Annotated in this window: 15 protein-coding genes; all 15 read right to left on the bottom strand. The window is 61.8% G+C overall.

The annotated features are described in order from the left end of the window. Positions 1-54: 54 nt before the first annotated feature. Positions 55-513, bottom strand: coding sequence for a type II toxin-antitoxin system RatA family toxin (locus BPNPMPFG_RS03980; RefSeq protein ID WP_258593325.1), 459 nt, complete (start codon positions 511-513; stop codon positions 55-57). 114 nt (positions 514-627) lie between these two features. Continuing rightward, the gene (gene lipA / locus BPNPMPFG_RS03975) at positions 628-1,593 is read right to left on the bottom strand and encodes a lipoyl synthase (protein WP_258597055.1); all 966 of its coding nucleotides are present in this window, start codon (positions 1,591-1,593) and stop codon (positions 628-630) included. Between the two features lie 138 nt (positions 1,594-1,731). Continuing rightward, a complete protein-coding gene (locus tag BPNPMPFG_RS03970; RefSeq protein WP_258593324.1) occupies positions 1,732-1,989 on the bottom strand; it encodes a GlsB/YeaQ/YmgE family stress response membrane protein in 258 nt (85 codons plus the stop codon). A gap of 89 nt (positions 1,990-2,078) precedes the next feature. Continuing rightward, positions 2,079-3,542 carry a dihydrolipoyl dehydrogenase gene (lpdA, locus tag BPNPMPFG_RS03965; protein WP_258593323.1) on the bottom strand — a complete coding sequence of 488 codons (1,464 nt, stop codon included), beginning with the start codon at positions 3,540-3,542 and terminating at the stop codon, positions 2,079-2,081. A 16-nt stretch (positions 3,543-3,558) separates the two neighbouring features. Continuing rightward, positions 3,559-4,194 carry an SGNH/GDSL hydrolase family protein gene (locus BPNPMPFG_RS03960; RefSeq protein ID WP_258593322.1) on the bottom strand — a complete coding sequence of 212 codons (636 nt, stop codon included), beginning with the start codon at positions 4,192-4,194 and terminating at the stop codon, positions 3,559-3,561. Further along, on the bottom strand, positions 4,191-4,607 hold the full coding sequence (locus BPNPMPFG_RS03955) for a hypothetical protein (RefSeq protein WP_258593321.1): 417 nt from the start codon (positions 4,605-4,607) through the stop codon (positions 4,191-4,193). The genes BPNPMPFG_RS03960 and BPNPMPFG_RS03955 overlap by 4 nt, the downstream gene beginning before the upstream one ends. Before the next feature lie 14 nt (positions 4,608-4,621). Continuing rightward, positions 4,622-6,046, bottom strand: coding sequence for a pyruvate dehydrogenase complex dihydrolipoamide acetyltransferase (locus BPNPMPFG_RS03950; RefSeq protein WP_258593320.1), 1,425 nt, complete (start codon positions 6,044-6,046; stop codon positions 4,622-4,624). An 18-nt stretch (positions 6,047-6,064) separates the two neighbouring features. Then, positions 6,065-7,492, bottom strand: a complete 1,428-nt coding sequence (locus BPNPMPFG_RS03945; RefSeq protein ID WP_258593319.1) for a pyruvate dehydrogenase complex E1 component subunit beta — start codon at positions 7,490-7,492, stop codon at positions 6,065-6,067. A 15-nt stretch (positions 7,493-7,507) separates the two neighbouring features. Beyond that, positions 7,508-8,545 (bottom strand): pyruvate dehydrogenase (acetyl-transferring) E1 component subunit alpha, encoded by a 1,038-nt coding sequence (gene pdhA / locus BPNPMPFG_RS03940; RefSeq protein WP_258593318.1) that lies wholly within the window; start codon positions 8,543-8,545, stop codon positions 7,508-7,510. 194 nt (positions 8,546-8,739) lie between these two features. Beyond that, complete coding sequence (locus BPNPMPFG_RS03935) at positions 8,740-9,063, bottom strand: FtsB family cell division protein (RefSeq protein ID WP_258593317.1); 324 nt, start codon at positions 9,061-9,063, stop codon at positions 8,740-8,742. 164 nt (positions 9,064-9,227) lie between these two features. Continuing rightward, complete coding sequence (gene eno, locus BPNPMPFG_RS03930; RefSeq protein WP_258593316.1) at positions 9,228-10,502, bottom strand: phosphopyruvate hydratase; 1,275 nt, start codon at positions 10,500-10,502, stop codon at positions 9,228-9,230. A gap of 390 nt (positions 10,503-10,892) precedes the next feature. Then, positions 10,893-11,258, bottom strand: a complete 366-nt coding sequence (locus BPNPMPFG_RS03925) for a PRC-barrel domain-containing protein (protein ID WP_258593315.1) — start codon at positions 11,256-11,258, stop codon at positions 10,893-10,895. Positions 11,259-11,443: 185 nt separating this feature from the next. Next, complete coding sequence (locus BPNPMPFG_RS03920) at positions 11,444-11,647, bottom strand: dodecin family protein (RefSeq protein WP_027045027.1); 204 nt, start codon at positions 11,645-11,647, stop codon at positions 11,444-11,446. Positions 11,648-11,810: 163 nt separating this feature from the next. Continuing rightward, positions 11,811-12,656 carry a 3-deoxy-8-phosphooctulonate synthase gene (kdsA, locus tag BPNPMPFG_RS03915; RefSeq protein WP_258593314.1) on the bottom strand — a complete coding sequence of 282 codons (846 nt, stop codon included), beginning with the start codon at positions 12,654-12,656 and terminating at the stop codon, positions 11,811-11,813. After that, a complete protein-coding gene (locus BPNPMPFG_RS03910; RefSeq protein WP_258593313.1) occupies positions 12,653-13,543 on the bottom strand; it encodes a VOC family protein in 891 nt (296 codons plus the stop codon). Before BPNPMPFG_RS03910 ends, kdsA begins: the two co-directional genes overlap by 4 nt. Positions 13,544-13,576 lie beyond the last annotated feature (33 nt).

Here is a 13,576-nt window from a genome sequence, read left to right as displayed (position 1 = left end):
TATTTGTGCATGTCGTCGTTCCCAAAACCGCTGCGCACTTTTGGGCGACATGCATCAGGCCGACAGCGCTGTACCGTAGATGACGTCGGCGCGCTTCTCGAAAGCCTCGGCGAACATGCGGAAGGCGCGATCGAACATGGTTCCCATCACCGCGCCCAGAATGCGGCTCTTGAACTCATAGTCGATGAAGAAGCGGACGGCGCAGCCGCCGCCATCCGGTTCGAAACGCCAGACATTGCTCAGATATTTGAACGGGCCATCGATATACTTCACGTCGATGGTGTTCTCGTCGGGCTTCAGCAGCACCTGCGTCGTGAAGGTTTCGCGGATCGCCTTGTAGCCGATGCTCATGTCGGCGAGGAGAACCGTGCGTCCATCACGCTCCTTGCGCGAGCGCACCGACAGCGCCTCACAAAGCGGCAGGAATTGCGGATAGGCCTCGATATCGGCAACCAGTGCGAACATCTGTTGCGGCGTATGGGCAACGCGGCGGGTGGCTTCGAATTTCGGCATGAAACCCGCTCTAAAGCGCGTCGCGTCGAAGCGGATTCATGCGACGCGCTTTAGGTTCGTTGTTTTTATGCATGTCGTTCTCCCAAAACCGAGGTCACTTTTGGGCGACATGCACTAGAGCGATTTCTTGAGAAGCGCTTCCCGCGCCGCGCGCAGCCTGGCGAAATCGTCGCCGGCGTGATGCGACGAGCGCGTCAGCGGGCTCGACGCCACCAGCAGAAATCCCTTGGTCCGGCCGATCGTCTCGAAGGACTTGAACTCCTCCGGCGTGACGAAGCGGATCACCGGATGGTGCTTCTTCGACGGCTGCAGATACTGGCCGATGGTCATGAAGTCGACATTGGCCGAACGCAGATCGTCCATCAGCTGCAGGATTTCGTTCCGCTCTTCGCCCAGACCCACCATGATGCCGGACTTGGTGAAGATCGACGGGTCGAGTTCCTTGACCCGCTGCAACAGCCTGATCGAGTGGAAATAGCGGGCGCCCGGACGAACCGTCAGATAGTTCGACGGCACTGTCTCCAGATTGTGATTGAACACGTCAGGCTTGGCCGCCACGACGATCTCCAGCGCGCCTTCCTTGCGCAGGAAATCTGGCGTCAGGATTTCGATCGTCGTCAACGGCGTCGCCGCCCTGATGGCGCGGATCACCTCGGCGAAATGCCGTGCGCCGCCATCGGCCAGATCGTCACGGTCGACCGAGGTGATGACGACATGGGTCAGGCCCATCTGCTTGACGGCATGCGCGACGCGGGCCGGCTCGTCGGCATCGAGTGCTGTCGGGATGCCAGTGGCGACGTTGCAAAAGGCGCAGGCGCGCGTGCAGATCTCGCCCATGATCATGAAGGTGGCGTGCTTCTTCTCCCAGCACTCGCCGATGTTGGGACAGCCGGCCTCTTCGCAGACCGTCACCAGCTTGTGCGACTTCACGATCTCGCGGGTCTCGGCATAGCCCTTCGAGACCGGCGCCTTGACGCGGATCCAGTCGGGCTTGCGCAGCACCTCCTGATCGGGCTTGTGCGCCTTTTCCGGGTGCCGCAAGCGCGGTGCGTTGGCGATCGTATCGAGGACAGTGACCATCTGGAAACCTGGTTTATTGGCGACCGCCAGCCCGGCGCTCGCTGTCATAACGTCATCTAAGACTTTTCAGCGCAAAGAAAAAGGCCGCCGCAATGCATGCCGCGACAGCCTTTTTCGCATAGCAGCTCTTCAGCGATGTTAACGGCGCACCAGGCGCCCGACCCAGATCAGCAGGCAGGCGCCGATGAAGCCGGTGATCAGATAGGCGGTCCAGCCGATACCGAAGACACCGATGTTGAGCGCCTGCAGAATGGCGTTCAGCACGATCGCGCCGACGATGCCCAGAACAATGTTCATGACGATGCCGGTGTTGCTCTTCATGAACATTTCGGCGAACCAGCCTGCCAGGCCGCCGATAATGATTGCTGCTATCCAGCCGACGCCATTCAAGTGCATATGCCTTCTCCTTGTGTGATGGATGAAAACGCATCCGCAAACGAACTGCCTTGCCACTGGGTTCCATCGGGTCCAGCGCGCTCAATCTATCACGCGTTGAGCGCACGGCCATAGGCGTCAAGCACGCTTTCCTTCATCATCTCCGACAGCGTCGGATGCGGGAAGATGGTGTGCATCAGTTCTTCCTCGGTCGTTTCGAGATTCATCGCCACGACAAAACCCTGGATCAATTCGGTCACTTCGGCGCCAACCATATGCGCGCCGAGCAACTGACCGGTCTTCTTGTCGAAGATGGTCTTGATGAATCCCTGGTCCTCGCCGAGCGCGATGGCCTTGCCATTGGCGGCGAACTGGAAGCGTCCGACCCTGATGTCCTTGCCCTCGGCCTTGGCCTTGGCTTCCGTCAGGCCGACGGAGGCGACCTGCGGATTGCAATAGGTGCAGCCGGGAATCTTCAGCTTGTCGATGGCATGAACGCCGGGGAAGCTGGCGATCTTTTCGACGCACACAACGCCCTCGTGTTCGGCCTTGTGGGCAAGCATCGGCGGGCCCGCGACATCGCCGATGGCATAGATGCCGGGCACGTTGGTCTTGCCGTAACCGTCGACGACGATGCAGCCGCGTTCGGTCTTCACGCCGAGCGCCTCGAGCCCGAGATTCTCGATGTTGCCCTGCACCCCGACGGCCGAGATCATGCGGTCGGCGGTGATCTTCTCGACCTTGCCGTCCTTCATCTCGACATGCGCGGTGACCGAGTTCGCGCCTTTCTCGACCTTGGTGACCTTAGCCTCGAGGATGATCTTCATGCCTTGCTTTTCGAATTGCTTTTGCGCGAATTTCGAGACTTCGGCGTCCTCGACCGGCATCACCGCCGGCAGCAATTCCACGACAGTCACTTCGGCACCCATGGTGCGATAGAAGGAGGCGAATTCGATGCCGATGGCGCCCGAACCCATCACCAGCAGCGACTTCGGCATTTCCTTCGGCACCATCGCCTCGAAATAGGTCCAGATCAGCTTGCCATCCGGCTCGATGCCGGGCAGCGCGCGCGGCCGGGCGCCGGTCGCCAGGATGATGTGCTTGGCAGTGTAGGTGCCCTCGCCCTTGACGCCCTTCGGCACCGGCGGCTGCGGCTCCATCGGCTTCTTGGCCGTCTTGGAGACGACGATTTCGCCCAATTTGTCACCGGAAGGAGCCTTCGAGAGCTTGGCCTCGCCCCAGATCACATCGACCTTGTTCTTCTTCATCAGGAAGGCAACGCCGCCATTGAGCCGCAGCGAGACTTTTCGCGAGCGGTCGACCACGGCTGACGTGTCGACGCTGACCTTGCCGTCGAGCTTCAGCCCGTAATCCTTCAGGTGATCCGAATAGTGCATGATCTCGGCCGAGCGCAGCAGCGCCTTGGTCGGAATGCAGCCCCAGTTGAGGCATATGCCGCCGAGATGCTCGCGCTCGACGATCGCCGTCTTGAAGCCGAGCTGGGCGGAACGCACCGCCGTGACATAGCCGCCAGGGCCGGAGCCGATGATGATGACGTCGTAGTTCTCAGCCACGGTTCTTCTCCTTGATTCACAATTCCAGCATGATGCGCACGAGAGGCGCCAGCGCCGTGCCGATGTTTCGCGTGTTTTCGGCATCGAGGTGGACGCCGTCGAGCGGTGTGGTTTGCGCCACGCTGCCGGCGTCGAAGAAGCCGCAGCCGGCCTCATCGGCAAGAGCGGCGTAGAGCGGCGCCAACCGCGTCGAAGCCTCGTCGCCGCCGGCGAACATTTCCTTGAATTCGGCATTGTCGGTACGGCTGACGGCAGGCGGCGAAACGATCAGGACCTGCGGCGCCGGCCAGTCGAACGGATAGTCGTGGCCGCGCACGATGTCGATCAACCGCTGGATGCCTTGTTTGGCGGCGACCGGATTGCCGTGGATCCACGGCTTCATGTCATTGGCGCCGAGCAGGATGACAACCACATCGATCGGCGCATGCGTCATCAGGATTGTCGGCAGCAGCCTGGCGCCGTTGCGATCCGCGCCGGCCAGATGATCGTCAAAGGCCGTGGTGCGGCCGTTGAGGCCTTCGGCGATGACTTCGACGCCACCGCCGAGCCCGGCCTGCAGTACGCTTGGCCAACGGTCCTGCAGCGCATGGCGGCCACCTTCGGCGTTGTAGCCCCAGGTCAGCGAGTCGCCGTAGCAAAGAACCGTCTTCATCCGCTCACCCGCGCGTTAGTCAAACCGTGTCTCACCCGCCAGTGCACGAACAGCCATTGCACCAGAATGGTCACCAGGCCCGGCAGGCCAAGGCCGATAATCATCGGAATGTCCCCCTTCACTGCCGTCATGCTGGCGTCAGTGTAGAGGATGAGGGCGATCAGCAGCCCAATCAGCACGGCAAGGACGATCAGCGACCACATCCCCGTTTTGTCGACCGCAGCCAGCGGATCGGTCATGAACTGGGCCACGAAGAAGATGAAGGTCAAGACGATCGTCACCAGCACCGACGCCATGAAGACGAGGATATATTCTTCCTGCGCGTTGGTAATGACGGCCAATTGCTGGGCGACCAGGCCGCCGGCCAAACCGGAAATGATGAAAGCGAAAAGGCTGGTGAAGAATGTCCGCACCGCCCTCTCCCTTCCTAGACCAGCATGCCCATCGGGTTTTCGATCAGCCGCTTGAAGGCGACCAGCAGTTCGGCACCGAGTGCGCCATCGACGGCGCGATGATCGGTCGACAGCGTCACCGACATCACGGTGGCAATCTTGATCTCGCCATTCTTGACCACCGCCCGCTCCTCGCCGGCGCCGACCGCCAGGATCGTCGCATGCGGCGGGTTGATGACGGCGGCAAAGTCCTTGATGCCGAACATGCCGAGGTTCGACACCGCCGTGGTGCCGCCCTGATACTCTTCCGGCTTCAGCTTGCGGCTGCGGGCGCGGCTGGCCAGATCCTTCATCTCGTTGGAGATGGTGGAAAGCGTCTTTTCGTCCGCATGCCGAATGATCGGCGTGATCAGGCCACCCGGGATCGACACGGCGACGCCGACATCGGCGTGCTTGTGCTTGACCATGGCGCTTTCGGTCCATGAGGCATTGGCATCCGGCACCGCCTTCAGCGCCATGGCCATCGCCTTGATCACCATGTCGTTGACCGACAGCTTGTAGGCGGGGGCATCACCCTTGTCGGTCTTCTTCATTGGCGCTGCCGCGTTGATCTGCGTGCGCAGGGCCAGCAGCGCATCGAGCTCGCAGTCGAGCGTCAGGTAGAAATGCGGGATGGTGGTCTTGGCCTCGACGAGGCGGCGCGCGATGGTCTTGCGCATGTTGTCATGCGGGACGAGCTCATAAGAGCCTTGCTCGAACAGTTTCAGCACCTGCTCGTCCGACATCGCCTTTACTGCCGGGGCAGGAGCAGCAGCCGGAGCCACTGGTGCGCCTGCGGGCGCTGCCTTGGCGGCAGGCTTGGCGCCGCCACCGGCAATCGCCGCATCGACATCGGCCTTCACCACGCGGCCATGCGGGCCGGTGCCGGTCACGGCAGAAACATCGACGCCGGCCTCCTTGGCGATACGGCGCGCGAGCGGCGAGGCGAAGGTGCGCCCTTCACCCTGTGATTGGCCGATCTCCCCCCTTGAGGGAGAGATGCCCGGCAGGGCAGAGGGGGGCGCGACAGGCTGAGACGCAGGCGAGACAGCGCCCCCCTCTGTCGACTTCGTCGACATCTCCCCCACAGGTGGGGAGATTGGCGCTTTGTCCTGCTTGGCTTCCGCTTTCGCTGGTGCGGCGGCACCACCGCTTTTCGCGGCGGCTCCTGCGTCCTCACCTTCGGCAGCAAGCACGGCGATCAGCGCATTGACCTTGACGCCCTCGGTGCCGGCCGGAACGACGAGCTTGGCGACAATGCCTTCGTCGACAGCCTCGACTTCCATCGTCGCCTTGTCGGTCTCGATCTCGGCGATGACATCGCCCGGCGAAACCTTGTCGCCTTCCTTGACGAGCCACTTGGACAGATTGCCCTCTTCCATCGTGGGGGAGAGCGCCGGCATGGTGATGTTGATTGGCATTTTGTCCTCCCGCCCGATTCAGCGATACGTGACGGCTTTGACCGCCTCGATGACCTCGCCGACATTGGGCAATGCCAGCTTTTCGAGGTTCGCCGCATAGGGCATAGGCACGTCCTTGCCGGCAATGGTGATGACCGGCGCATCGAGGAAATCGAAGGCGCGCTGCGACACCTGGTTGGCGATATGGTCGCCCACCGAACTCTGCGGATACCCCTCTTCCACGACGATCAGCCGGTTGGTCTTCTTGACAGAGGTGATGATGGTGTCGAGGTCGAGCGGGCGGATCGTGCGCAGGTCGATGATCTCCGCATCGATACCCATGCCGCGCAGCTCGGCTTCAGCCTTCACCGCATAGGTCATGCCGATGCCGAAGGAAACGATGGTGACGTCCTTGCCTGATTTGTGGATGCGCGCCTTGCCGATCGGCAGCACGAAATCATCCAGCTTCGGCACATCGAAGGACTGGCCGTAGAGGATTTCGTTCTCGAGGAAGATGATCGGATTGGGATCGCGGATCGCCGCCTTGAGCAAACCCTTGGCGTCGGCGGCGGTGTAGGGCATCACGACCTTAAGGCCCGGAATGTGGCTGTACCAGGCGGCGTAGCACTGCGAATGCTGGGCGGCGACGCGTGCGGCGGCGCCGTTCGGTCCGCGGAACACGATCGGCGCACCCATCTGGCCGCCGGACATGTAAAGCGTCTTGGCTGCGGAATTGATGATCTGGTCGATCGCCTGCATGGCGAAGTTGAAGGTCATGAACTCGACGATCGGTCTGAGCCCGGCCATCGCCGCGCCGACGCCGACGCCGGCAAAGCCGTGTTCGGTGATCGGCGTGTCGACGACGCGTCGCGGCCCGAACTCCTGTAGCAACCCTTGCGTGATCTTGTAGGCGCCCTGATATTCGGCGACCTCCTCGCCCATGACGAAGACATCGCCGTCGCGGCGCATCTCCTCGGCCATGGCATCGCGCAACGCTTCGCGCACCGTGGTCGAGACCATTTCCGTGCCGGCCGGAATGTCCGGATCGGCGGCGATTTCCGTCTTCGGGGCGGCCGCGACAGGTGCAGCCTTACCCTCCCCCTTGTGGGGAGGGTCGGCCGGCGCGCCGGCCGGGGTGGGGGTTACGGCGGCGGGTTCACCCCCACCCGCGCCTGCGGCGCGACCTCCCCCATCAGAGGGGGAGGTAAGAGCGGCGGCACTTTCGCCGTCCTGCAGCAACACCGCGATCGGTGTGTTGACCTTGACGCCTTCGGTGCCGGCGGCGATCAGGATCTTGCCCAGCGTGCCTTCGTCGACGGCTTCGACTTCCATCGTCGCCTTGTCGGTTTCGATCTCGGCGATGACGTCGCCGGCGACGACCTTGTCACCCTCGTTCTTCAACCACTTGGAAAGATTGCCCTCTTCCATGGTCGGCGAGAGAGCGGGCATGAGAATTTCGATCGGCATGTCCTTGCCCTCCCGTTACAATACGATATCGGTCCAGAGCTCGGACGGATCCGGCTCCGCGTCGTTCTGGGCAAATTCGGCGGCGTCGGCGACGATGTCTCTGACCTCCTTGTCGATGGTCTTGAGTTCGTCTTCACCAGCCCACTTCTTCTCGATCAGCCGCGCCTTGACCTGTTCGATCGGGTCGTGCTCGGAGCGCATCTTCTGCACTTCCTCCTTCGAACGATATTTCGCCGGATCGGACATCGAGTGGCCGCGATAGCGATAGGTCTGCATTTCGAGGATCAGCGGGCCGTTGCCGGAGCGGCACCATTCGGTGGCCAGGTCGCCGGCCGCCTTGACGGCGCGCACATCCATGCCGTCGACCTGGATGCCGGGAATCTTGAACGAGGCGCCGCGATGCGAGAAGTCTGTCTCCGCCGACGAGCGCGAGACCGAGGTGCCCATGGCATAGCGGTTGTTCTCGATGATGTAGATCACCGGCAGCTTCCACAGCGAGGCCATGTTGAAGCTTTCATAGACCTGGCCCTGGTTGGCCGCGCCGTCACCGAAATAGGTAAGCGACACATTGTTGTTGTCGCGATAGCGGTTGGCGAAGGCGAGGCCGGTGCCGAGCGACACCTGCGCGCCGACAATGCCGTGGCCGCCGTAAAAATGCTTCTCCTTGGAGAACATGTGCATGGAGCCGCCCTTGCCCCGTGACAGGCCGCCACGACGCCCGGTCAGTTCGGCCATGACGCCCCGCGGCGACAGTTCCATCGCCAGCATGTGGCCATGGTCGCGATAGGCGGTGATCATCTGGTCGCCTTCGATCAGCGCCATCTTCATGCCGGTGACGACCGCTTCCTGGCCGATATAGAGGTGGCAGAAGCCGCCGATGAAACCCATGCCGTAGAGCTGGCCGGCCTTTTCCTCGAAACGGCGGATGAGCAGCATATGCCGGTAGGCGGCAAGCTCTTCATCCTTGGTGAATTCGGCTGGCTTGGGGGCCGAAAGCCCCGATTTACCGTCGGATTTGGATTTGGCAGGCGCTTTTCTGGCGGCGGTAGCCATGCATCACTCCCTGTTGGCGTCTCTTTGCGGACATTAGAGCAAGATGAACCTGCTCTGGGGAGATCAGCTCCCTCCCCACCGATTTCAGGGAGGCTAACATGCGTTAAAGCGTTGCGCTATGCCGAATTTGCATAGCTGGCATGCTCCTAAGCGATTAAAAACATTGAAAATATTGGCGATTAACTTGATATCGGTTACTTTGTCGAGGCCGGCAACATGATGGTGATTTCGTCAGCCTGGGACAGATTGAGCGCCTTGCGCGCCTGCTCGTCGAGCATGTCCTTCTCGAGCGTCCCTTCGTGCATGAGCCGAACGCGGCGTTCGAGCTCCATCCGACGTGCCTTGATCTTATCGAGCTGACCTTGCAGCGCAACCGTCTGGGCCTCCAGCTGATATTTCGAATTGATGCCGAATTCGCCGTGATAGGCGTGAAAGCCGAAATAGGCCAGGAACGCCACGCAGAGCGAGGGAATGATCAGCCGACCGGTGTTTCTCTGCTTGTGCTGACGCGTCCACATGACCCGAATCCTCGCGGCCGCGAACTCATGCGGCTCACGGTCTTTTTCGCCCGATTGTGCTTAACGGACGGTTACGGATGACCGACCTGGGGGTGCCGAAATGAAAAAGGGCGGGAATGCTCCCGCCCTTTCATGCGCTATCCGGGGATACGCGTGTTTTCGGATCAGCCCTTCACCACCGACTTGCCGGCATAGCGCGCCTGCTTGCCGAGTTCTTCCTCGATGCGGATCAGCTGGTTGTATTTGGCCATGCGGTCCGAGCGCGACAGCGAGCCGGTCTTGATCTGCCCGCAATTGGTGGCGACGGCGAGATCGGCGATGGTCGAATCCTCGGTTTCGCCCGAACGATGCGACATGACGGCGGTGTAGCCGGCCTTGTGCGCGGTCTCGACAGCGTCGAGCGTTTCGGTCAGCGAGCCGATCTGGTTGACCTTGACCAGGATCGAATTGGCAACGCCCATGCGGATGCCGTCGCGCAGACGCGCGGTGTTGGTGACGAACAGGTCGTCGCCGACCAGCTGGGTCTTCTTGCCGATCAGGTCGGTCAGGTACTTCCAGCCTTCCCAGTCATCCTCGGCAAGCCCGTCCTCGATCGAAATGATCGGATAGTCGGCGGCAAGCTTGGCCAGGTATTTGGCCTGGGCCTTGGGGTCGCGCGTCTTTTTCTCGCCCTCATAGACGTAGTTGCCGTCCTTGAAGAACTCGGTCGCCGCGCAATCGAGGCCGAGCGCGATCTCCTCGCCCGGCTTGAAGCCGGCCTTCTCGATCGATTCCATGATGAAGTCGAGCGCCACCGGCGCGCTCTTCAGGTTCGGGGCAAAGCCGCCTTCGTCGCCGACATTGGTGTTATGTCCGGCATCCTTCAGCTTCTTGCGCAGCGTGTGGAAGATTTCCGAGCCCCAGCGAACACCTTCGCGCAGCGTCGGTGCACCGATCGGCAGGATCATGAATTCCTGGAAGTCGATCGGGTTGTCGGCATGGGCGCCGCCATTGATGATGTTCATCATCGGCACCGGCAGGACATGTGCCTTGGTGCCGCCGACATAACGGTAGAGCGGCAGGCCGGCGGCATCGGCCGCGGCCTTGGCCACCGCCAGCGAGACGCCGAGGATGGCGTTGGCGCCGAGCCGGCTCTTGTTGGGCGTGCCGTCGAGCTCGATCATGGTCTGATCGATGTGGATCTGGTTCTCGGCTTCCATGCCGCCGATCGCCTCGAACAGCTCGCCATTGACGGCCTCAACGGCCTTGAGCACGCCCTTGCCGAGATAGCGGGCACCGCCATCGCGCAGTTCGACGGCCTCGTGCGCGCCGGTCGAAGCGCCGGACGGCACCGCCGCGCGGCCCATCGAGCCGTCTTCGAGAACGACATCGACCTCAACGGTCGGATTTCCACGGCTGTCCAGGATTTCACGCCCGACAATGTCGATGATGGCGGTCATTGCGATGTCCTCGATTGATCTGAAAAAGCGTCGCGCACGTCTTAGCCAAAGTGCCGCAAAAGGCAATCGGCCGGCTCGCGATTATTGCCGGGGCCTCAGATCAGGCGATTCACGAAGCGCAAATCGCTGTCATCATAAGTCATGTACGGTGGACCCAGCTTGCCGCTATGGTGCGTGTGCGCGGGGCGAAACAGGAGGAGTTTCGCCATGTCCCAGTTGAGCGGTATCGTGAGTTTGTTCCTGATCGCGGCGGCGTTTCTGACGTCGTGCGACAATCAGCAGTCGCCGCCCAAGGCGGTAGCGCCCTTGCACATCAGCGAATAGGCGCCGCATCGAACCCAAAAGGCCCGTCGAGACGGTCTGTCTCGACGGGCCTTTTTGCTTTGGCCGTCAATGCCAGTAAGGCGTGACCTTGTAGTAGTCATAGGACGCGTCGCGCGCCGTCTCGCCATCCGCACCGGCCAGTTCGTCGATCGAATAGGCGGGTGCGGCCTTCAACTGATCCTTGGAGAAAGGCACGACATAGCCGCCCTTGTCCTTGTCATAGTCGAGGCTGGCCCACGGAATGGCGTGGTATTTCTCGCCGATGCCGAGAAAGCCGCCAAAACCGATCACCGCGAACATGATGCCGTTCGACGTCTTGTCGAGCATGATGTCCTCGATGCTGCCGATACTTTTGCCTTCGGTGTTGTAGACCGACGTGCCGATGACTCGCGAAGCGGCAATGGCTTTGGTATGGCCTGTCTGGGTTGTCATGATGTGCTCCTCGTTGTCGTTGACCTAAAGCGCGTCGCGTTGAAGCGGATTCACGCGCGCGCTTTAGGTTTTTGTTTTATGCATGTCGTTGTCCCAAAACCGCTGCGCACTTTTGGGCGACATGCATTAGACTTTGACAATGAGGGGGGCGATCGAAAGTTCCCGACTTTTTCGGCGGCAGCGGGTCACTCCGCCAGGATGAAGGTGACCTTCATGTTGACGCGATAGGCGGCGATCTTGCCGTCCTCGACGACGATCTTCTGATCCTGGATCCAGGCGCCTTCGACGTTCTTCAGGGTTTTTGAGGCGCGCGCGATTCCCTTTTCGATGGCGTCCTGAAAGCTCTTCTTCGACGACGATGTGATTTCGGTGACGCGGGCAACAGACATGGGCTTCCTCCTGCCAAAACGCTCATTTGCCGGGCAAGCGTACAGCCGGCCTATGTCTTCCACAAGCGCCGGCGGCCTGGGGCCATTGTCGCGCCACTCAGCGTGGCGCTGAAGGAGCGCCCCGTCGTCTGGTGACCAAAGGGCATCGCATCCTCAGGACGCCTTAGCGACCCTTGGCGATGCGATCGAACGCCATCAGCTTCTCGAGCAAAGCCGGCATATCCTTCAACGGCACCATGTTCGGGCCGTCGGAAGAGGTCGAATTGTCCGGATCCTGGTGGGTCTCTATGAACACGCCGGCAACGCCGACTGCCACAGCCGCGCGGGCCAGTGTCTCGACAAAGCGACGCTCGCCACCCGAAGAGCCGCCCTGCCCGCCCGGCTGCTGCACCGAATGCGTGGCGTCGAAGATCACCGGCGCACCGATCTCCGCCATGATCGGCAAAGCACGCATGTCGGACACCAGCGTGTTGTAGCCGAACGACGCGCCGCGCTCGGTGGTCAGCACGTTGGCGTTTCCGGAACCGGTGATCTTGGCGACGACGTTCTTCATGTCCCAGGGAGCAAGAAACTGCCCCTTCTTCACGTTGATCACCTTGCCCGTCCTGGCGGCGGCGACCAGCATGTCGGTCTGGCGCGACAGGAAAGCTGGAATCTGCAGGACATCGACATGCGGCGCGACGATCGCGCACTGTTCCTCGGTGTGGACATCGGTCAGCACCGGGAGCGAAAATTCCTTGCGCAGTTCGTCGAAGACGGGAAGTGTCGCGTCCATGCCGGCGCCGCGCGTGGCCGACAGCGAGGTGCGGTTGGCCTTGTCGTAGCTGGTCTTGTAGACGAGGCCTATCCCGAGCTTGGCCGTCAGTTCCTTCAGTGCGCCGGCCATGTCGAAGGCATGCTGGCGCGATTCAAACTGGCAAGGGCCGGCGATCAGCGACAGAGCCGCGTTGTTGTCGAAGACGACATTGCCGACCGTTACCGACGAATTGGGCGCCAGGGACTTGCTCATTGGATCTCCCGGAAGATGAAAGCCGCGCCCTGTCCGGGTGCCGGCTGCACGACAATGTCATTGCCCGCTATATCGTGCTTGATGGAATTGGCTGCAAGCCGCCTCAAGGTGACATCGGCGCTGCGGACCGCAAAGACCACCGCGGCGAAGCGAAGGCCTGTCGGCGCACCGGCCGGCATGCCAAAGCGCGCTACAAAAGACGCGGGGGCGAGCACGCTCAGGCTCGCATTCGGCAAGTGAAACGCGCCGCCCTGCCCGCTAGCGGCCGGATCGTCCATCGCTACGGAAATCAATCGATGCTGTTCGGCAGGGCTGTCGCTGACCGCCACGATCTCGACAATTCCCGTGGCGCCGTTGGCGTGAGCCTGCAAAGCCGTGCGGTCCATTTTCGGCGCGTTGACCCGCTCGCAGGCAAACAGGAAGGCGTCTGTCGCATTGGCCGCTGAAGCAAAGGCGAGCTTGAACGATGCCACGTCGCTTTTGCCCGCCGTGTCGGTGAAGGCGCGTGAAAAGCTCAGCACGTCTCCCGCCGACAGACCGGCTTCGACATAGCGCGCATGGTCGGCGTCCGCATTGCCGGTGGCAAAAACCACAGCGGAAAATCCCTCATCGCCGCAGTTGCCGCGATAGATGCGGTCGCGCGCGACGAAGACATTGCCCTCGGCAATGGCCGTCGTCGCTGCCTGTTCATTGCCGACCGCAAGCGGTTCGAGATAGGTGCCGTCGGCTAGGAAAACACAGCAATTTTCGGTCCCGAAGGGATGAATGCCGGTCGAGGCAACGACGAAGCCGAGCGCGGCGAGCCGGGCTCGCGCCACATCGAGGCTCTGCGTGGGCAGCACCAGGTGATCGAGCGGATGAGTGCCGGCGGCTGTTGTTCGGGTCATGCAGGCGCGATGTGCATCATTCCGCAAACCGGT

Origin of the sequence: Mesorhizobium sp. AR07 (assembly GCF_024746815.1) — a bacterium.
Classification (GTDB): Bacteria; Pseudomonadota; Alphaproteobacteria; order Rhizobiales; family Rhizobiaceae; genus Mesorhizobium.
Note: the sequence above shows the minus strand (reverse complement) of the source record. Positions and strands in the feature narration are given on the sequence as shown.